This is a genomic window from Paenibacillus sp. J31R34 (assembly GCF_059383715.1).
This window is the reverse complement of sequence record NZ_JBXENU010000011.1, coordinates 146,722-164,424: the sequence shown is the minus strand read 5'-3', so window position 1 is coordinate 164,424 and position 17,703 is coordinate 146,722. Positions and strand designations below refer to the sequence as shown.

Sequence of the window (17,703 nt, the reverse complement as noted above, 5' to 3'; positions counted from 1 at the left end):
TCAAATAAAAAAACCGCTCATCAAAAAAGTCTTATTGCACGGCGAACACCACTGTCTATAAAGTTGAATTAGGCCATTGACTCACAGGCTACATCACCCATGTTGTAGATGAGAGGAGTTGTTCACTCGCTTGGCAATGAAAACAATGCTAACAACCTCACCGATTCAGCATCAGGTCAGTCGACACACAAGTCCGTTTGGCGTTATGCTGCTGCGATTGATTTACCTCATGTATTACGTCTTGTTGTATCCGCCTTATTATTTCTGGAATAAACGCGATTTTAAAAAGCAAACGAAAAAAAATCCCTTCTACGTCAGTAAGCTCGTGCGTTTGGTAGAAAAGCATCCCCGGCTATATGAGCTGTCGATGTTTGTGCTTAACTTTCCAAAACCGACAGCGGTTTATCGTTTTTTGCCTGAATTACAAGGAAGCGTGCTGCAGGTTGGCTGTGGAACGGGGCTTCTGAACAAGCATGCGAAGCGTTGGAGGGATGTAGAGTTTCTCAATCTGGATATTAATGAAAAATACCTTCAATTCGGCATGAAGAAGGGCCGGCTGCACAATTGCCTCCATTCTGGTATTTATCAGGTGGAGAAGGCGGACGAAAGCTTTGACAAGATCGTCTTCGCCAGGTGCTTTCATCACATTCGGCATCATAAAAAAGCGTTTAAGGAATGTGCAAGGCTACTAAATAAAGGAGGGGAATTGTGGATTCTGGATCCTGTTATTTTGGAGGAGCAGGGCTCAGGCAAACAAATGAGCGCGGGTTATATGGCGAATTCGTCTATTGACGGCGTCATTTGGCGTTTTACGAAGCAAGCGTTCATCGAACATGTGCTAAATTCACTGCCTGGAGAATTGGAGCTCATTTCAATCACGGAAAATCGGCAGCCGCATTTAACCAATTATAATTTGAAATACCCGCAAACCGATATTTTGGCGGTTATTCGAAAACGAAATGAAGGGGAGAACAAGTAATGCTGCAGACGCAAATTATTACGATTATATCCGAAATCAAGAATGAGCCTGATCTGGCGGCTACGCTGACGGGAGCCTCCGATATGGTGAATGATGCGGGGCTGGACTCGCTGCAGCTGATTAATTTCATACTCCGAATCGAAGACGAATTCGAAATCGAAATCGATTTTGACCAATTTGATTTGGAGCATCTGCAGTCCATTGATATATTCTGCGACTTTATTCAAGCAAAAAGCGCATGAGACGGGCTGGGGGCGTAACGAAGATCCATTGCGGCGCCTTCGATGCGGAGACGCTGTGGCGGGATGAAACGCTGGCGAAGCTACCTTCCCTGCCTGATCCGCAGGCAAAGGCAATAGTTGGCGCCATGGACGAGCTGTTATTTTTATTTTGCGAAAGCTCGGATGTGCTGCTTACCCGAAATCCCGTGGCACCGGCGCAGCTTCGCTATTTGAGCAGCATTGGCTTGACGTTTAGGACGAGCGACGAGCCACTTGAGGCTAACAGCGGAGCGCGGGAGGAAAATCCCTTCCAGCAAATGCTGAATAAGGGGGAAGTGCACAAGTATAAGGAACTGCTTCCGCCGGGCGGCTTTGTAGAGCCGTTTGCCGTACTGGACGGCTTGCAGGAGCTATCTTCGCTTTATCGGCTAGGTGGGCGTTATCCGGATATGGATACAATTAGGCACGTGAATTCCAAGCTGTATTCGACAGAGCTCAGAGAAAGTCTGGGCTATGGCCCGCCAACGAGAATTGTGAGGAATCATATGGAGCTGAGGCGCACCGCCGAAGCGATGCTGGGTGCCGGTCCCGTGCTTATTAAGGATACGTTTGGCGTATCCGGTAAAGGGAATTTGCTGATCCAAAGCATGGCGATGCTGGAGCGTATAGCCGGTTATGTTGCGGCCCAGGAGCAGAGGGGGAAGTCAGCTTTATTTCTGCTCGAGCCACTGCTGGACAAGGAAACCGATTTTTCATGCCAATTCCATATTGATGCGGACGGCGGCTATGAGCTGATTTCCGTACAGCAGGTCATGAACGCCGAATTTGCCTATCAAGGCACGTTCAGTGCAAGCGAGGAGCTCATAGAAAAGCTGGAGCGTGAAGACTATTTTAAGCTCATGCAGAACACGGCCGATCTGCTTTATGAAAGCGGTTACTACGGCCACGTCTGTGTCGATTCGATGCTGCTGGCGGACGGTGGTCTCGTGCCGATCGTTGAAATTAACGCACGCAAGTCGATGAGCCTGATCAAAAAACGGCTGGACGATTATTTGGCCGAATTTTCGCTTCAGGGGAACCTTACCTATTTGTCCGTCATCTGCCATGGAATCGTGGAGTACGCAGATTTGCTTGCGGCTATGGAGCGCGAAGGGCTGCTCTTCCGGCCTGATCGGGGAGAGGGAATTCTACCGCTTAGTGCGGGTACGTTCACGATCAATCAGGCGGACGGATTAAAGCGCAAGGGAAGGCTTTATTTGTCCGCTGCAGCGGGGCAGATAGAACGCTGCAGCGAGCTGCTTGCCCGCATGCGCATCCTCCTGAAGACAAGCGGTATTGCCGTAACCAATTAAAGCCTATAGGGAAGGAGTAGAAAAATAAGATGGGCAATGGGGCTAATCGGGACAATCGCTTCACCACAATTCTTTGCTCAGGCTTCGGGCTCGGCTTCTATAACCCAGGTTTAATCGTGAACTATCAATTAAGACAGCGCGGCATACCGACCGAGGTGCTGGTATTCGAAGGGTTCATGCAAAAGGAAAAGCAAGCAAAAATCGTAGACAGCAGAAAGGCTTATCATGATCATTTTGCGCTTGCGAAAATCGCCACGAAGCTGCCCAAGGATATTCGGGACAGCTTCGATCCGGAACAAATCGTTGACCTGCTAAACAGCTGGGCGGCGGAGGGAAGAAGGAGGTTTATTTCCTTGTCTGGGCATTGGGTGTACATCCTGGAACTGTACAGAGAGAAGCTCGGTGCCGATGCCGCCGAGCTGGAGGTCGATCTGCTTTATGTGGATTCGGATTTGTCGCCCTCTTGGAAAAGCCTCAAAAAATATAGGCCCGATTACCCTGCTCGTTACCGTGAGGTTTGGCTGTATGCGTCGTCAACGTTGTCTATTCATCTTCAGATTCTTGTCGGCGACGGAGAACCGCTGCCTTTCGCAGACAGAGCGCCTCGGTATGTCATTCATGGCGGAGGCTGGGGGATGGGGACGTATCAAGGGAAAATACCGGAGCTTGCGCAGCTGGGCGTTGCCCTTGATGTCGTTGCTTATGAGCCAGCGGAGGCCGAGCGGCAGAAGCCGGGCAATCGTTATTACATGAACGATCCCGGGTGGATGGCATGGATTAAAGGGGAGTCTGGGGAGCATGAATTTCCAAGGTTCGGCGAGATTAGGCCGGATACTGCACCGTCATTTTCCAATCTGCCATCCCATCATGGTCTCTATGATGTCATTCGACAGGCTAAGGGCATCATTAGCAAGCCCGGGGCGGGGACGCTGATGGATTCGCTGGCCTCGGCCACACCGGTCATTATGCTTGAGCCGTTCGGCGAGCATGAGAGGAGAAACTTGGAAGTATGGCTGGAGCATGGACTTGGAATTACCTATGAGGATTGGGAGCGCGCGGGGTTTGCAGAGGAGGCGCTAGAGACGATTCATGAACGGTTGCTCGCGAAACGAGCAGCGACGAGATCGTATACGGACGACTATTTGGAACGAATGGGTTGAGTTGAAGGACTGTATCCTTAGGGAGGAGGGCGAGATGATGGCGATTAAAACGGAGTCCGCGCCTATCGCGGCGCAAGCGCTAGACCTGCACAGTCCCAAGTGGATTTTTCTGCAGCTGATCGAATCGTGCAATTTACGCTGCAAAATGTGCTTCGAGTGGGGAGATAATGGCTCTTACAAGGAGAAGCCAGAGCTAAAGAAGCTCGATATCGGCGTGGTGAAGCAAATTATTGAGGATTGCAAGGATACACGTCCCTATTATGAGCTTTATGGGGGAGAGCCGCTGCTTTACCCATGGATCGACGAAGTATTTGAGCTCATTCATACCACAGGGAGCAAAGCACATTTTCCCACTAACGGTACCTTGCTGGAGCGGCATGCGGAGATGATTATGGCTTTCCCGCCAGAGCGAATTTGGGTGTCGCTTGATGGTCCTGAGGAAATTAATGATGCACAGCGGGGAGCAGGCGTCTTCCGCAAGGCAATGAAAGGCATCCGCAAGCTTTATGAGCTTCGGGAAGCAATGGGCAGCGAATATCCGAAAATTGGCATCAGTACAACCGTCACGCCGACGAATTACAAACATTTGGAGCGGTTCTACTTTGAAAGCTTAGACCTTGCAATGCTGGATTGTATTAGCGTCGAGCTGCAGCAGTATGTCACCCGGGAGCGTTACGATCACTACGCAGGCGTACTGCGGGAGCATTTCGATATTGCCGCCGCGCCGATTGCGAGAGGCTTCATCGCTGATCCTGCGCAGTTCGCGGAAGTCGATGCAGCGGAGCTGTGCCGGCAGTTGAAGCGGATTGAGCGCCACTGTGCGGAGCACGGCATGTACTTTAATGCGTATCCGAAGGTAATCAGCGAGGAAAATATCCGCCATTATTTTAATGCGGAATGGTCCAAGGTTACCAATATGAAGAAGCGCTGCGTTTTTCCATGGATCAGCACGGAGGTGAGTGCTAGAGGCGAGGTAACCTCCTGCCACAATTTCTACGATCTATCACTCGGGAACGTCAATGAGCTTAGCTTAAAGGAGATTTGGAACGGCACGAAATACAAGCAGTACAGGGACTATTTGCGCAAGCAGCTGTTTTCCATTTGCCCGGGCTGCTGCTTGTATTATAACGAGAAGCCGCGCTGAGCGGCCTTGCCAAAGCCTGAGGCGGCAGAGCCTCGCGTCACTTAAGAATCTATGCTGAGCTTAAGGGGAGGGAAGTAAGCGTGCAGCCTAAAACAAATATCCGAATGGATGAGAAGTCGTTTGAGATTCTGAAGCGAACGATCCGAAACGCAGCGATCCCAATGAGGCAGAAGCGGGAAAACCCGAAGTACAAGACGGAGCTTCCCGAGGTGGTCGCCATTAAGCTGACCAACCGCTGCAATTTGCGCTGCAAGCATTGCTACCAATGGAACGAGGATGGCTACCATCATCAGATGGAGGTGGCTGAACAAAATTTGGATATCGACGTAGCCATTGTGAAACGCTTGTTCGAGGATACGAAGCAGGCGAAATCGCGCTTGTATTTGTGGGGCGGCGAGCCGATGTTCCACCGGCGATTCGGCGAGATTTTGACGATGCTGGAGGAGGATCCTCGTGAGGTCACGATTTGCTCCAACGGATTGCTCTTCGATCAATATATGGAGCAAATGCTGCGTATTTCTGAGCAGCTGGAGCTGCTTATCGCCGTGGAAGGGTTTGAGAAGGACCACGATCTCATCCGGGGAAAGGGCTCTTACAGCAAGGTGATGAAGGGCATCGACCAGCTGCTGGCGCTTCGATCAGAGGGGCGGTTTCATGGACGGATTTCGGTCCATTGCGTCATCAATAACGCAAACATCTATTATTTATACGATCTGATGGAGAGCTTCGAGCAGCGGGGAATTGATCTCGTGCTGCTGACGTTCCCTTGGTATATCGCTCAGGATACGTCGCTTGCGATGGACGATTATTTTCTCGAGCACTTCGACTGGCTTCGCCATATTGAGGAGGGAGAGAAGAGCAGCTGGCACGCCTTCAAGTACCGGATTGAGCCGCAGCATCTTCCCTCCCTGCTGGAGCAGCTTCGCAAAATGAACGAACGTGTCTGGGACACCCGTCTGCGCTACCAGCCGGGGCTCGAATTTGACGAAATCGAGCGTTTCGTCACAGGCGAGGTCATGACCAGTCGCTGTGCGACCGATTGTTTGGCGCTGGCTACGCGCATTGACGTAACGCCGACAGGAAACATTTCGGCCTGTAAATTTTTCTCCGAGTTCACGGTAGGCAATCTAAAAGAAAAAAGCCTCGAGGAAATATGGAATTCCGCGGAATACGATCGTCTTCGGGAGACCATCAATAACGGCTTGACCCCGGCATGCTCCAAGTGCAATGTGCTGTATCTGCATGGCGTCTCGGCGCTAAAGCACATATAGGAGCTGATGCTGACATGAGAACTTTAGCTCTAGGCATCATCGGCTGTGCGTCCATCGTTCGCAGGGCAGTATTTCAGCCGCTTCCGTTCGTCGAAGGCATTAGGGTGGTGGGCATTGCTAACCGTACAAGATCGCGGGCGGAGGCGCTGGCTGCGGAATTCGGTGTACCGCACGTATTTGAGCGGCTTGAGGATGTATTGGCAAGTCCGGATGTGGACGCCGTGTATATCGCGCTGAGTAATGACCTCCATGCGGAATGGGTGCTGCGCGCCGTCCGGGCGGGCAAGCATGTGTTGGTGGAGAAGCCGATTGCGATGAATGCGGTGGAGTGTGCGAAGCTTGCGGAGCGGCTTGCAGGCGAGCCAGTGGTCGTGCTGGAAGGGCTGATGATCCAGCATCACCCGTGGCAGAGCGCCTTGCGGGAGCTCATTCAAGAACAGCGTTATGGCAAGCTGCTGCAGATGCGGACGGAGCTGCATATATCGATGCGTGATCTGCCAATGACGAGCTACCGCTGCGATCCAGGCAGAGGAGGAGGCGTCTTCGCCGACCTTGGCTGTTACTGGCTGCAAATGCTGCAGCAGCTGCCGGGCATTGAGGCAAACAAGCCCTCGAAGCTGAAGGCGGAATCAGCGTTCGACGGTCCGAGGGGCTGCGACTGGACGTTCGACGCCTCGCTCGCCTATGCCAGCGGGTTCGTTGCGGAACTGTCGGCTTCCTTCGAACGCCCTTATCGCACGCGGCATGTATTGAGGCTGGAGCATGCCACCCTGGTAGTAAACGATTTTTTTCGCGCCAACGTTGGGAGATATAAAATCACGATCAAGATCGAGGAGCCGGGAACCGGCCGCCCGCTTGGCAGCAAAAGCTTTGAGCCGATGCATTATTACGAAAATCAGCTGGCGTATTTCCGCGACAGCGTCTTGACTGGCAATGGCAATGGTCAAGGAAGCCGCGAGCTTCTTCATGAATCGCTGGAGCGGGTCAGGCTCCAAGAGCGGATTCTTGCGGACGCTGTATACCACAAGCGCCATGTCGATGAACGTATGAAGTAAAGGAGACAACAGGCATGATCATTGAGGTTGACGGCTTATCCAAATCCTTCACTTACCATAAGAAAGAGCTGGGACTTAAAAGTTCGATCCAAAATTTGTTCCGCCGCGAGCAGCAAACCAAACATGCGGTTTCGGATATTTCCTTCAGCATCGAGGAGGGAGAGGTCGTCGGATTCCTCGGGCCGAATGGTGCTGGCAAGACGACGACGCTCAAGATGCTGTCGGGCATTTTGCATCCGACGAGCGGCAGCGCCAAAGTGTTCGGCTACACGCCATGGGAGCGGAAAAACGAATTTAAACGGCAATTTTCCATCGTCATGGGACAGAAAAATCAGCTGTGGTGGGACTTGCCTGCGAATGAGTCGCTATACCTGAACAAATGCATCTACGAAGTGGACGATGCGGAGTATGCGCGGACGCTGGGAGAGCTGACCGAGCTGCTGGACGTGAAGGAGCTGCTTAAGGTGCAGGTGCGCAGATTGTCGCTAGGCGAACGGATGAAGATGGAGCTGATTGCCGCTCTCATTCATAAGCCGAGAATCCTCCTCCTTGATGAGCCGACCATCGGTCTCGATATTATTTCGCAGCGCAAAATAAGGGAGTTTTTCAAATATTACAATCGCGACAAAAAAACGACAATCGTCCTGACCAGCCATTACATGAACGATATTGAGGAGCTGTGCGATCGGTCTATTATCATCAACCACGGAAGGATCGTATTTGACGGTGGGCTGAGTGAGGTCAATGAAAGGCTCGGGCATAAAAAGGTGATGAAGCTTGTGCTTTCCGAGCCCGTTGAAGAATGGGTGCTGCATCAGGTCGGAGAAGTCAAGGAATTCAAGGATACGCATGTGAAGTTCGTGTTCGAGCAGTCGGAAATTAAAAAAATGTCGCGCTGGGTGCTTGATCACTTGCCCGTAATCGATTTCACCATCGAGGATATTCCGATTGAGGAGGGCATCGCCCTGCTGTACCAAAGTGGCGGTGAGAAGCATGAGACTGCATAGCATGTACTTGAAAACCTTCTCACTCGGCGTGCAAAATTCGCTGGAATACCGGACGAACTTCTTTCTGAACCTATTTGGCGCGGTATTTCCGATTTTAATTCAGTACTTCTACTGGAGAGCGGTGTTTACCAGCTCGGGCCAACAAATGGTGTTCGGATTTTCGTATAACCAGATGATCGCCTATTCCATTCTGGCCGTCTTGATGTCCAAGCTGATCGGCACCACGTTTCAATACGAAATTGCCCGGGACATCAAGGACGGCGGATTGAATAAGTACCTTGTCAAGCCGATCGGGTATTTATCATACCGGATTTTCTGCTTTCTTGGGGAAAAAGGCGTGCAAATGCTCGTTGTGCTCGCCCTTTCAGTGATTGTCATGCTGCTGCTGGACGCGTGGCTCGATTTTCCGGTCAACCTGCCCTATATTTTGCTGTTTCTATGCGTTGTGCCCAGCGCTTTAATGCTGAACTTCTTCATCTATTACAGCTTAAGTGCTGTCGCCTTCTGGTTCACGGAAGCGAATGGCGCATTTCGGACGTTTGTGCTGCTTGCCAATATTGCGGGCGGAGGGTTGTTTCCGCTGGATATTTACGGCCCGGTTACCAAGGCTATTCTATTGGCGCTTCCATTCAATTACGTGATTTATTTCCCTATCCGTCTGCTCGGCGGCATGCTGACCGGCCCGGAAATTGCTACTGGGGCAATGATGCAGCTGATCTGGATCGGAGTGTTCGCCGCGCTCTCAACCTTGCTGTGGAGGCAGGGTCTCACGAAATATATTGCGGTGGGAGGGTAGCTGCCTTGTTAAAGACATTAAAAAGATATGCGTTGATCTACAAGGTTATCGTCAAAAACTGCTTCATCGCCCAGATGGAATACCGGATCAATTTTTTGTTCGCTAACACGATTGAAATCGCTTATTTATTCATCAAGCTGCTTTATGTAATGGTTGCGTTCCGCGTCGGGGTCGTCATTAACGGCTATACACCGGATATGATGATGATGTTTGTCGGGTCCTTTACAATGATGACGGGCTTTTATTGTCTTTTCTTTTATTCGAACTTCATGAATTTGAGCAATCACGTTCGAAACGGAACGCTTGATTTGCTCATCACTAAGCCGGTTTCGTTGCAGTTTATTGCGACGCTGCGCAATGTGGACTTCGGTTTTTCGTTTACAAACATAGTGGCTGGAGCAGGGATGATTATTATTGCCTGGGCTCGCATGGGCATTCCGGTCACACCTTCGCGGGTATTGGTGTTCATGCTGTTCATCTTCCTTGGCATCGTGCTCAAATATGCGATTTTCCTGATGCCATCCTTGATCTCGTTTTGGACGGTGCAGACGGCGGCGGTCAATCAAATGTCTACCGCGATATGGGATATGAACCATGTGCCAATGCATATATACGGCCGCTCGGTTAGGCATGTAGGCACGTTTTTGTTCCCGGTGCTTGTCATTACTAATTTTCCGCCGCTGTTCGTGCTCGATCGACTGACCTGGACGCATATGGTCTGGTTCCTGATCGCCCCGCTGCTGTTCTTATTCCTCTCGCGGAAGCTGTGGAATGTGGCCATCCGCAATTATTCCAGCGCAAGCAGCTAGGGGGCGATTCGGAGCTTAGTCGAGACTAGTCTAGTTCAGCCGGGGATGCCCATTTACGGGCTGCGCATGATCGAAAAGCACCATAGTGCGGACGCCAAGCACATGACGATTGAAAATAGAAGTTCTTAGCAGAGGAGCGTCGGGGATGGGGAAAACAAAGGTTGTCTTATTGTCCGGCGGCTTCGGTACCCGTCTGGGTGAAGAAACGATGCTGCGGCCGAAGCCGATGGTAGAGATCGGAGGCATGCCGATTTTATGCCATATTATGAATATTTACGATGCTTGCGGCTTTAATGAGTTTATTATCGCTCTAGGTTACAAGAAGGAAATGATCAAGCAATATTTTCTCAATTATATGTATTTACAAAACGATTTCTGCATCCAGATGAGCCAAGCCACCGTCGATATTGTCAGGCACAGGCAGCCGGATTGGACGGTGCATTTGCTCGATACGGGATTGAGCACCATGACGGGCGGGCGACTGCACAGGCTTCGGGATCAGCTCTGCGGCGATACATTCATGACGACCTATGGGGATGGAGTGGGGGACATCGACGTCAAGAGCTTGCTCGATTATCACAAATCCCATGGCAAATTGGCCACGGTCACGCTCGTCAAGCCTCGTGCCCGCTTCGGCACGGTGGACCTAATGGGCGATCAGGTCGTCTGCTTCAAGGAAAAGGCTGATACCGGAGGCTGGATTAACGGCGGTTTTTTTGTCTTTGAGCCAGGCGTGCTTGATTATATCGCTCACGATACGGATGTGCTTGAGAGCGATGTCCTTCCTCGGCTGGCTGAGGAGGGACAGCTGATGGCTTACAGACACGATGGGTTCTGGGACTGCATGGATACGATGCGCGATAAGCAGTATCTTGAAAGCCTTTGGGCTTCCGGGGAAGCCCCCTGGAAGCGCTGGCGCGAGGATTAAGGGAGGTGCTGAAATACCTATGGATGTGATGAATAATCCGATCGTACAGGAAGATATGGCATATATCCAAGAAAAAATGGCCAACCCCGCCTGCTTCGTCGGGATGAACATTTTGATTACCGGCTGCGGCGGCTTTATCGGGTTTTATCTGACTCACTTGTTCGTTCATCTGAAGCGGCAGGGCTATGCCTATAACAAGCTGCTGCTGCTCGATACCTTCCGTTCCGGTATCCCGGAGTGGCTTTCCCGCCTAACCCATGAACATCAGGATATCGAGGCGCACACGTTCGATATTGCCAGAGACAGCCTTGAGCTTGTGCAGGGCGCCGAGTCTGCTGATTACGTCTTTCATATGGCTTCCATCGCCTCGCCCACATTTTATCGGCAGTTCCCAGTCGAAACGATCGAAGCGAATGTTATGGGGCTGCAGCGGCTGCTCGACTTTTATAAGCATCGCCCGCTGAAGGGGCTTCTGTTCTTTTCCAGCAGCGAAATATACGGCGATCCGGACCCGGATTTCATACCGACCCCTGAGTCGTACTGGGGACATGTGGCGAGCATCGGCCCGCGCGCATGCTACGATGAGTCGAAACGAATGGGCGAGACGCTGTGCTACGTCTATCATCAGACATTCGGCATGCCAGTCCGTGTTGTGCGGCCGTTCAACAATTTCGGTCCCGGTATGTCGCTCACGGATCGAAGGCTGCCCGCCGACTTCGCGCTAGCCGTGCTCCGGAATGAACCGATTGTCATTCACTCGGACGGCAAGCCGACTCGGACGTATTGCTACATTGCCGACGCGATTGACGGCTACCTCCGCGTCCTTCTGCATGACGAATTCGACTTTTTTAATATCGGCATGGACGGCGGCGAGCTGTCCGTTGAACAGTTAGCTGGCATATATCGTGAGGCTGCCGCTGAGCTGCAAGGCTACACGGGCGACATCCACTACACTGCATCCTCGGAAAAGGATTACTTGCTGCATAACCCGTCTAGGCGCTGTCCGGACCTTTCAAAAGCCCGAGGTGTGCTCGATTACCGGCCCGAGATTGAAGTGTCCGAAGGAGTCAGACGTTATTTAACGTTTCTGCAGAAGGAGTTGATCTCCGTATGATCGCGGTAATCGGACTAGGCTTCGTCGGTCTGACGACCGGGCTTGGACTTGCCCATCGTCTCGGCTGTACCGTATTTGCATACGATTGCGATCCGGAAAAAAGGGAGCTGTACCAAAACGGAAGGATACCATTTCACGAGCCAGAGCTGCAAGAGCAGCTTGGGCGCTATCTGGGCAGCAGATTCGTGGTTTGTGATACGCTCGAAGAAGCCTTGCGTAGTGCGGAATATATCTTTTACTGCGTAGGCACTCCCGCTCTTGCCGATGGCAGCGCAGATTTGAACGCCCTGCTGGATGGGGTGAAGGAAAGCAGCGAGGTGTTGCTCGACGGCCGATTCCGCGTGCTGGTCATAAAGTCCACCGTACCGCCGGGTACGACTTCGCGCGTAATTGCTCCTCTGCTCGAACAGCTGGGATTACGTCTTGGAGAGCATGTCGGCCTGGCAGCAAACCCGGAGTTTCTAAGGGAAGGCTCGGCGTGGCGCGATGTGATGGAGCCGGATCGAATCGTCATTGGGGAGGCTGAGCCTGTCGGCGGACGGATGCTTGCCGAGCTGTATGCCTTGGGCTTTGATGCTCCCGTCCACCGCGTATCGGCCACAACCGCCGAATTTGTAAAATATATGTCCAATTCGCTGCTCGCCACGCTAATCAGCTTCGCGAATGAGATGGCACTGATTGCGGAGCAGACTGGCGACATTGAGATTCCTCAGGCGTTTCGCTTGCTTCACGAGGACAAGCGCTGGCACGGCACGCCAGCCAAGATGACCGATTACGTATATCCAGGCTGCGGTTTCGGCGGATATTGCTTGCCTAAGGACATCGCGTCTATGATTCATCACGCTTCTGTCATTGGCGAGCATGCCGACCTACTGCAGGCTGCGGCCCTCGTGAACCAAAAGGCGCAGCTGCGAATGGCGGAGCGGATTGCCGCTGCTGCCGGAGACCAGAAGAGCCGTAAGATTGGCATTCTTGGGCTTTCATTTAAGCCGGGCAGCGACGATGTACGCGGCGCCGTTTCCTTTGAAATCATTCGTCAATTGCTCGGGATGGGCTATCTAAGCATTGCTGCCTATGACCCGCTAGCGATGAAAGCGTTCGATCTAGCTTACGGAATGCCTATTTCATACGTACAAACGATGGAGGAGCTGGCTTCGGGGAGCGAAGTTATCGCGCAGATTACCAGCTGGGAGGAATTTGCAGAGAAAAGGCATTTGCTCTCAGGCAAGCTCGTCATCGACGGCAGGTATACGGAAGCGCAAAGCGGGGTGATTGTTCATGCTGGAAAATAAGGAAAGCATCGTGAATATATTGGGGAAGCTGTTGAACCTAGAGCCGGAGCTGCTTGTGGGGCTTGGAGAGGATGCGGATTTAACGGAGCAGTATTTAAGCTCCGTTCTTGTGGTGGAGCTTGTAGTTGAGCTGGAGCAATATTTTGGCCTGATGATCGATGATGAAGATTTATTGACGGAAAATGTCTCCACGATGCGGAAAATCGGGGAGCTGATCTCGAAATATAAGGAGATGCAGCCATCGAAGGAGTGAGCGAAATGGATTTTTGCTGGATGCTTCCGCAGGGCGATCTTCAGCAGATAATGGAGCAGACTATAGCCGCCGAAGGGTACGGCTTCCATTCTGTGCTGTTGATCAATGCGAATGATTACATGGACCCGTGGCTTGCTGCCTCATATTTGGCCGAGCGAACCGAGAAGCTGCGATTTCTGATCGCGCAAAATACGAGCTATATTCTGCCAACGGCAGCGGCGAAAGCGCTAAGCACATTAAACCTGCTGACTAACGGCCGAGCAGATATAAATATAGTAACTGGCAGCTCGGCCATTGAGATGGGGCGCATGACGAAAGCGGTTGGCCACGAGCAGCGCTACGAGCGGACGAAGGAATTTGTAGAACTGTTTCACCGCCTGCAAGAAGGCGGGAGCGTTCACTTTAGAGGCTCCTGGTTCGAGGTGAATCAAGGAGAGTTGTATCCGAAGCCGTCTTCCTATAGCAGCGTGTTTATATCCGGCAGCTCCCCCGAGGCGATGCAAATCGCGGCTGCTGGCGCGCACCATTATTTAACGTATGGGCATGATTACCCGGTTGTCAGCCAGCGGCTTAAAACGTTTCGTGGATATATCCCGAAGACAAGTCTGGATCGTGCCAAGTGCGGCATTATGATCGATATTATCGCCAGAGAGACGACTGAGGCGGCTTGGGCCGCAGCGGAGCGTTTTCTTGGCGAAGCGAGCGCTATAGAGAAGCGCACGAACCGGCTGTTCCGCAATAATTGCGATGCTGCTGGTATTCAGAGCTACAAGGCGCATTATGCAGACCCGATGGCAAAAGTATCCGAGCACTTATGGGCAGGACTCGTGCAGCTGAATACATCAAACGGCTTTTCCATCGTCGGCTCGTACGAGGAGGTACGGCAGTCGATCCGGAAGTTCCAGCAGCTAGGCGTAGACTATTTTATTCTGAGCGGGCTCGCGGGGCGCGATGAACAGCTGCGCATCGGTGAGTACATTCTCCCCTATGTAAGAGGAAATAAGGAATCCGAAGGATTTTCGTCGGCGGTAAAGGAGACCTCATCCCATGGAAATGGACATTATGCCTAAGAAACCTTTTGCCATACGCGCAGGCCTGCACTGCTTGTTCTCCGGTTTGTACCACATCCTTGAGCAAGAGCGGCCGGAGGCGGCAGCGGAGAGCGATGAAGCGGATATATATTTCGAGACGAACGGACTGAATTTGGAGTACTACGGAGATCTGAACAGGGTTTGGCTTGCGTCTCAGGAGGACATTGTAGAACGATTCGCCCGAACTTACGGACTCCAGCTGCATGCCTCATTCGAGGTGGAGCTTGATCCGGGTTCCGCGCTGTTGCGATTGCGGGAGGCTGTGCTTCAAGGCCGTATGCCGCTGGTGTTTATACGTACGACATCGCTCGACTATCATGAAGTATTCAGAGATGGAGAAGAACGAAATCACCTTGTGCTTCTGCTTGGCTGGGACGATGGCGACGATTCGCTTCTGATCGGTGACAGCTCTTTTCTCGATCAGGCGGGGCACGTCACTACCTATGAAGGAGTGCTAACGGTTGATGCGCTGCGAAGGGGATTATGGGGCTACGCGTGGTTCAAGGCAGATGCGGAGCAGAAGCCGTCTACAGCAATAGGACGATTTAATGCGGTTCTCCAAAACATCCGCACATTTAATCAAGGCTTAGAGCTGCCTGAGCAAAGGTACCAAGGCAGTTTTGCCTACCGTATGTATGTGAGGGATTACAATAAGCTGCTTGCGTTAGACGCTCCGGCTTTCTCGGCTGTGTGCCGGAATGTATATTATTGCTTCCGGGTCGGGGGAATGCTTCATCAGCTTGAATACCTTGCTGCATATATAGGGCGCTATAAAGGGCGGTGGCCGCAAGAAGGTCAAGAGCTTCTACACTGCGTGGAAGGATTGCGGGAGCAATGGCGCAAAGCGCTGATGCAGTTGTACAAGGTCGGTCTATCCGTCCAGCGCGGTAAGATCAGCCTTGTGCAGGACCGATTCACTCTGCTGCTTGATGAGCACGACAAATTGCTGCGTACGCTGCTGAGTGCGGTGGACGAGGAACAAGGAACCGCCAGCCGATGAAAGCTAACCTACATGTACAAGACGACAATGGACTCGTTCAAGAAGCCATCGGACGCTTCGCTCTAGAACGAGTAGCATTCGTTCCGCTGGAGAGCTTTGAGAGTGGAGTGTACGCATGGGAAATGGAAGGGCGCAAATTTATTCTAAAACTGACCCGGAAGAGTCGTCGGACCCGGGAACAGCTGCTGGGAGAAATCGATTTTGTTCAATTTGTCTCTTCTAATGGCGTTTCCGTGGCTAGGCCCATCGCTTCAAGGAGCGGTCAATACGTAGAAAATATCGTCGGCAGCATGGATGGTATGGAGGGCATGGTGGACGGCGAGGGGAGTGGAGGCAGCGCGGGCTACTGGGCGTATGCTTTCGAGTGGGCGGAGGGCGAGCGAGCCGGCCCCGCCCACTATGGGCCCCAACTTTACAAAGTATGGGGGACCGCCATGGGACGGCTGCATAGCCTTTCCGAGCGGTATGCTCCGAAGCTGCCCGAATGGATTCGTCCTAGATGGGAGGAATCTGAGCTGCTGCCAACGTTAGACGTATGTGCCCGCAGCTCGTTTCCAGAGCTTCGGTCTGCGGCTGACACCTGGATGACCAAAGTAAGGCGAATTCCTGAGCATACGGGGGAATTTGGTTTAATCCACAACGATATGCATCCTCGCAATTTTCATTGGACCGGGGAAGGCATTGTCATGTTCGATTTCGACGGATTGACTCATCATCATTATGCGAGCGACATTGCGGTCGCATTGTATTACGGTTTGGCGGAACATAGCCGGGCAAGTGAGAGCAGTTGGTCTCCTGAGCAATTCCTGCATTGTTTTTTGGAAGGATATTCGGTTTGCCGAACCGTCTCAGCAGAGCTGCAGCGCCATATTCCCGATTGGATGATGTTTCGTCATATCCAGCTTTATATGTTGTATTTCCGGTCTTGGGGGGAGCGGCCCGCTGGTGTCACGGAGAGATGGATCTTGAGCCGTTACAGGAAAGATATTATAGGAGGAATGCTGTTCGGCAGGAAACCTGAGGATTTGGCATGAACAAGCTAATCACATTCTAAGCCTGGAAAGGAGCTCCATCATGAATCGTACGGAATGGACCAAGGAACATATCGCGGGTTATGTGCTGTCGCTGATCAAGGAACAGCTTCAACTGGAGGAGGATGTCGCGCCAGATGATGAGCTGGCAAGCTATGGTATGGACTCATTTGCTTCAATGAGTCTTGTTGTAGCGTTCGAAACGAACTTCAATATCGTCTTTGAAGACGAGGAGCTGCTTTTCGAAAATTTTGCCACCTTGCAGGATATGGTCGAAGCCATTTACGGAAAGCTGCAGCCATGAATCTGGAGTGGGTTGATTGCTCGATCGACAAGCTGCTAACCCTCTTCCCAGGCATTCATCCTTATGCGGCAATGATAGACCGCTGGGCGTTCAAGCCGGTATGGGACGAGGAAGGCGAGGAGGTGGATTTGAGCCGGGTACTGGCTACGGAGGAACAGCTTCTTACACACTATGGCATTGAGCGGAGTTATGAAAACGACTGGATCGATGAGACACTGCGAAGTGGGCATCTGGTACTGCTCCCTTGCGATCTGTTCTACATGCCGCATGCCAAGGTGTTTTACGGTAAAGAGCATGCAGGGCATTTCATTATTGTGCGTGAGCTTCTGCGAGATGGGAGTTATTTGATCTTCGACGATCATCCCGCGTTTTGCGGGGTGATGGATCGGAGAGGACTAAAGACGGCCCATGATGCGCTCAGCTTGCCGTATCAGAGGTTTTTTCCAGGCATGCTTCAGGTGACGGACGCTTGCGCAATTGGCTATGTGTCCCGCATGCTCAAGGCGGATTCCTTTTACTTAAGCGACTTTGCACGGCGATTGCTGGTCTCGGAGGAGACGATGCTGCGCAAATGTCAGATCCTGATGGGAACGCGCCATTTTTATCATCGGTTGTATGGCTTCATCCGAATGATAGACGCTGCGCCGCTACCTTCAGGAGAAGGAGCGGCCGTGTCGGAGCTGCGAAGAAGCATTATTCAGTATGTGGACAGCTGGAGAGTTACGGTTAATCTGGCCACGAGGGTGCTGCTTCAGCCGGAGCAGCCGATGTGGGATCGAGTTCAGAAGCGGCTTGAGCACCATCTGGAAAGTGAGGCGCTGCTTCCAAATGCAGCCGCTCGTTTTCTTGAGCTGCTGCATTCGGAAGCTCAGCAACGAAGTAGATTAAGCTGATAA

Annotated in this window: 19 protein-coding genes; all 19 read left to right on the top strand. The window is 52.0% G+C overall.

The window, feature by feature from the left end; genetic code table 11:
* Positions 1 to 136: 136 nt before the first annotated feature.
* Positions 137 to 979, top strand: a complete 843-nt coding sequence (locus AC50YG_RS26435) for a class I SAM-dependent methyltransferase (protein WP_494831324.1) — start codon at positions 137 to 139, stop codon at positions 977 to 979.
* Positions 980 to 981: 2 nt separating this feature from the next.
* Positions 982 to 1,221 carry an acyl carrier protein gene (locus AC50YG_RS26430; protein ID WP_494831322.1) on the top strand — a complete coding sequence of 80 codons (240 nt, stop codon included), beginning with the start codon at positions 982 to 984 and terminating at the stop codon, positions 1,219 to 1,221.
* Positions 1,218 to 2,552, top strand: coding sequence for a hypothetical protein (locus AC50YG_RS26425; protein ID WP_494831229.1), 1,335 nt, complete (start codon positions 1,218 to 1,220; stop codon positions 2,550 to 2,552). Before AC50YG_RS26430 ends, AC50YG_RS26425 begins: the two co-directional genes overlap by 4 nt.
* Positions 2,553 to 2,581: 29 nt before the next feature.
* Positions 2,582 to 3,712: a UDP-glucuronosyltransferase gene (locus tag AC50YG_RS26420; protein WP_494831228.1), complete on the top strand. Its 1,131-nt coding sequence runs from the start codon at positions 2,582 to 2,584 to the stop codon at positions 3,710 to 3,712.
* Between the two features lie 34 nt (positions 3,713 to 3,746).
* The gene (locus AC50YG_RS26415) at positions 3,747 to 4,856 is read left to right on the top strand and encodes an SPASM domain-containing protein (protein WP_494831227.1); all 1,110 of its coding nucleotides are present in this window, start codon (positions 3,747 to 3,749) and stop codon (positions 4,854 to 4,856) included.
* A gap of 80 nt (positions 4,857 to 4,936) precedes the next feature.
* On the top strand, positions 4,937 to 6,127 hold the full coding sequence (locus AC50YG_RS26410) for a radical SAM protein (RefSeq protein ID WP_494831226.1): 1,191 nt from the start codon (positions 4,937 to 4,939) through the stop codon (positions 6,125 to 6,127).
* A 14-nt stretch (positions 6,128 to 6,141) separates the two neighbouring features.
* Complete coding sequence (locus AC50YG_RS26405; RefSeq protein WP_494831225.1) at positions 6,142 to 7,182, top strand: Gfo/Idh/MocA family protein; 1,041 nt, start codon at positions 6,142 to 6,144, stop codon at positions 7,180 to 7,182.
* 14 nt (positions 7,183 to 7,196) lie between these two features.
* Positions 7,197 to 8,189: an ABC transporter ATP-binding protein gene (locus AC50YG_RS26400; protein WP_494831224.1), complete on the top strand. Its 993-nt coding sequence runs from the start codon at positions 7,197 to 7,199 to the stop codon at positions 8,187 to 8,189.
* Entirely contained in the window at positions 8,176 to 8,985 is an 810-nt protein-coding gene (locus AC50YG_RS26395) for an ABC transporter permease (protein ID WP_494831222.1), read from the top strand. Before AC50YG_RS26400 ends, AC50YG_RS26395 begins: the two co-directional genes overlap by 14 nt.
* 5 nt (positions 8,986 to 8,990) lie before the next feature.
* Complete coding sequence (locus tag AC50YG_RS26390) at positions 8,991 to 9,794, top strand: ABC transporter permease (RefSeq protein ID WP_494831220.1); 804 nt, start codon at positions 8,991 to 8,993, stop codon at positions 9,792 to 9,794.
* Between the two features lie 145 nt (positions 9,795 to 9,939).
* Positions 9,940 to 10,722 (top strand): glucose-1-phosphate cytidylyltransferase, encoded by a 783-nt coding sequence (rfbF, locus tag AC50YG_RS26385; RefSeq protein WP_494831218.1) that lies wholly within the window; start codon positions 9,940 to 9,942, stop codon positions 10,720 to 10,722.
* Between the two features lie 19 nt (positions 10,723 to 10,741).
* Positions 10,742 to 11,836 (top strand): NAD-dependent epimerase/dehydratase family protein, encoded by a 1,095-nt coding sequence (locus tag AC50YG_RS26380; protein ID WP_494831216.1) that lies wholly within the window; start codon positions 10,742 to 10,744, stop codon positions 11,834 to 11,836.
* Positions 11,833 to 13,128, top strand: a complete 1,296-nt coding sequence (locus tag AC50YG_RS26375; protein ID WP_494831214.1) for a UDP-glucose dehydrogenase family protein — start codon at positions 11,833 to 11,835, stop codon at positions 13,126 to 13,128. The genes AC50YG_RS26380 and AC50YG_RS26375 overlap by 4 nt, the downstream gene beginning before the upstream one ends.
* The gene (locus AC50YG_RS26370) at positions 13,115 to 13,381 is read left to right on the top strand and encodes a phosphopantetheine-binding protein (RefSeq protein ID WP_494831212.1); all 267 of its coding nucleotides are present in this window, start codon (positions 13,115 to 13,117) and stop codon (positions 13,379 to 13,381) included. Before AC50YG_RS26375 ends, AC50YG_RS26370 begins: the two co-directional genes overlap by 14 nt.
* Before the next feature lie 5 nt (positions 13,382 to 13,386).
* Positions 13,387 to 14,451 (top strand): LLM class flavin-dependent oxidoreductase, encoded by a 1,065-nt coding sequence (locus AC50YG_RS26365; protein ID WP_494831210.1) that lies wholly within the window; start codon positions 13,387 to 13,389, stop codon positions 14,449 to 14,451.
* The gene (locus tag AC50YG_RS26360) at positions 14,429 to 15,472 is read left to right on the top strand and encodes a hypothetical protein (RefSeq protein WP_494831208.1); all 1,044 of its coding nucleotides are present in this window, start codon (positions 14,429 to 14,431) and stop codon (positions 15,470 to 15,472) included. Before AC50YG_RS26365 ends, AC50YG_RS26360 begins: the two co-directional genes overlap by 23 nt.
* Positions 15,469 to 16,506, top strand: a complete 1,038-nt coding sequence (locus tag AC50YG_RS26355; RefSeq protein WP_494831206.1) for a phosphotransferase enzyme family protein — start codon at positions 15,469 to 15,471, stop codon at positions 16,504 to 16,506. Before AC50YG_RS26360 ends, AC50YG_RS26355 begins: the two co-directional genes overlap by 4 nt.
* 40 nt (positions 16,507 to 16,546) lie before the next feature.
* Positions 16,547 to 16,807, top strand: coding sequence for an acyl carrier protein (locus AC50YG_RS26350; protein ID WP_494831204.1), 261 nt, complete (start codon positions 16,547 to 16,549; stop codon positions 16,805 to 16,807).
* A complete protein-coding gene (locus tag AC50YG_RS26345; RefSeq protein ID WP_494831202.1) occupies positions 16,804 to 17,700 on the top strand; it encodes a cysteine peptidase family C39 domain-containing protein in 897 nt (298 codons plus the stop codon). Before AC50YG_RS26350 ends, AC50YG_RS26345 begins: the two co-directional genes overlap by 4 nt.
* Positions 17,701 to 17,703 lie beyond the last annotated feature (3 nt).

Coding starts and splice junctions, on each gene's coding strand:
- AC50YG_RS26435 (WP_494831324.1), top strand. CDS start 137: ATGAAAACAATGCTAACAACCTCACCGATTCAGCATCAGGTCAGTCGA.
- AC50YG_RS26425 (WP_494831229.1), top strand. CDS start 1,218: ATGAGACGGGCTGGGGGCGTAACGAAGATCCATTGCGGCGCCTTCGAT.
- AC50YG_RS26420 (WP_494831228.1), top strand. CDS start 2,582: ATGGGCAATGGGGCTAATCGGGACAATCGCTTCACCACAATTCTTTGC.
- AC50YG_RS26415 (WP_494831227.1), top strand. CDS start 3,747: ATGATGGCGATTAAAACGGAGTCCGCGCCTATCGCGGCGCAAGCGCTA.
- AC50YG_RS26405 (WP_494831225.1), top strand. CDS start 6,142: ATGAGAACTTTAGCTCTAGGCATCATCGGCTGTGCGTCCATCGTTCGC.
- AC50YG_RS26400 (WP_494831224.1), top strand. CDS start 7,197: ATGATCATTGAGGTTGACGGCTTATCCAAATCCTTCACTTACCATAAG.
- AC50YG_RS26395 (WP_494831222.1), top strand. CDS start 8,176: ATGAGACTGCATAGCATGTACTTGAAAACCTTCTCACTCGGCGTGCAA.
- rfbF (WP_494831218.1), top strand. CDS start 9,940: ATGGGGAAAACAAAGGTTGTCTTATTGTCCGGCGGCTTCGGTACCCGT.
- AC50YG_RS26380 (WP_494831216.1), top strand. CDS start 10,742: ATGGATGTGATGAATAATCCGATCGTACAGGAAGATATGGCATATATC.
- AC50YG_RS26375 (WP_494831214.1), top strand. CDS start 11,833: ATGATCGCGGTAATCGGACTAGGCTTCGTCGGTCTGACGACCGGGCTT.
- AC50YG_RS26370 (WP_494831212.1), top strand. CDS start 13,115: ATGCTGGAAAATAAGGAAAGCATCGTGAATATATTGGGGAAGCTGTTG.
- AC50YG_RS26365 (WP_494831210.1), top strand. CDS start 13,387: ATGGATTTTTGCTGGATGCTTCCGCAGGGCGATCTTCAGCAGATAATG.
- AC50YG_RS26360 (WP_494831208.1), top strand. CDS start 14,429: ATGGAAATGGACATTATGCCTAAGAAACCTTTTGCCATACGCGCAGGC.
- AC50YG_RS26355 (WP_494831206.1), top strand. CDS start 15,469: ATGAAAGCTAACCTACATGTACAAGACGACAATGGACTCGTTCAAGAA.
- AC50YG_RS26350 (WP_494831204.1), top strand. CDS start 16,547: ATGAATCGTACGGAATGGACCAAGGAACATATCGCGGGTTATGTGCTG.
- AC50YG_RS26345 (WP_494831202.1), top strand. CDS start 16,804: ATGAATCTGGAGTGGGTTGATTGCTCGATCGACAAGCTGCTAACCCTC.